1 protein-coding gene and 1 pseudogene are annotated in these 1,212 nt (G+C 69.3%); both read right to left on the minus strand.

Annotation, left to right across the window (positions count from 1 at the left end; genetic code table 11):
- A pseudogene (locus BSP109_RS16620) lies at positions 1–495 on the minus strand (porphobilinogen synthase); the annotation flags it as partial.
- Between the two features lies 1 nt (position 496).
- A partial coding sequence (locus BSP109_RS16625) for a uroporphyrinogen-III synthase (RefSeq protein WP_146001228.1) occupies positions 497–1,212 on the minus strand: 716 nt, incomplete at its 5' end.

Raw genomic sequence — 1,212 nt, forward strand, 5'->3', positions numbered from 1 at the left:
CTGATAGGTCTTGCGGTCGCCCTTGAGCTCGGAGTCGACGGCCTCGCGGAAGGGCCCGTAGAACGCCGAGGCGTACTTCGCGGTGTAGCCGAGGACGACGACATCGGTGAAGCCATGGTCGTCGAGGGCCTCCCGGCACACGGCGACCTGGCCGTCCATCATCCCTGAGAGACCGACGACGTGGGCGCCGGCTCGGGCCTGGGCGACGGCCATCGACGCGTAGCGGACGAGGGTGGCGTCGTTGTCGACGCGGCCGGCCTCGTCGAGCACCCCGCAGTGGCCGTGGGAGGTGAACTCGTCGATGCAGAGGTCGGCCATGATGACCGTCTCGTGGTGGACGTCCCCGGGCAGGCCCGAGAGCGGCGCGGGCTGGCTGAGGGACTCCTTGACGAACATGGGCAGGACGAGGTCGGCGGGATGGAGCCGGACCTCGCTCACGAGGCGGCGCATCGCCGGGGTCGAGCGCAGGCGGCGCGGACGGATGATCGGTGCCATGTCAGGCCTTCTTTCTCCGGCGTTTCTGGCTGGGGCGCATCGGGGTCTGCCCGGCGGCGAGGTCCTCATCGCGCATCCTCGTCGCAAACGCGACGAGTCCGTCGATGAGGGAGGTGAGGTTGGCCTCCTCGGCGAGGACGTCGACGCGCAGGCCGTGCTCCTCCGCGGTGTTCGCCGTGGCCGGTCCGATGCAGCAGATCACCGAGGTGGCGGCGGGTTTGCCGGCGATGCCGACGAGGTTGCGCACCGTCGAGGAGGAGGTGAAGAGGAACGCGTCGAAATCACCGGCCTTGATCGCCTCCCGGATCGGAGCCGGCGGCGGGGAGGCGCGCACCGTGCGGTACGCGGTGACGTCGTCGACGTCCCAGCCCTTCTCGAGCAGGCCGGCCACGAGCACCTCGGTGGCGATGTCGGCGCGCGGCAGCAACACGGTGTTCATGGGGTCGATATCGTCGACGTAGTCCGGCCAGGCCGCGGCCAGGCCACGAGCCGAGTGTTCGCCGTCGGGGACGAGGTCGGGGGTGATGCCCCAATCGATGAGTGAGGCGGCGGTGCGGCCGCCGACGGCCGCAACCTTGACACCAGAGAGCGAGCGGGAGTCGAGACCGAAGTCCTCGAACCACATGCGCTCCTCGCGAACAGCGTTCACCGAGATATAGCCCCTCCATTCGTACGACCCGCCGTCGAGATCGCGGATCTCGTTCTCCACCTGCTTCG

The organism is Brevibacterium sp. Mu109 (assembly GCF_900169375.1).
Taxonomy (GTDB): domain Bacteria; phylum Actinomycetota; class Actinomycetes; order Actinomycetales; family Brevibacteriaceae; genus Brevibacterium; species Brevibacterium yomogidense_A.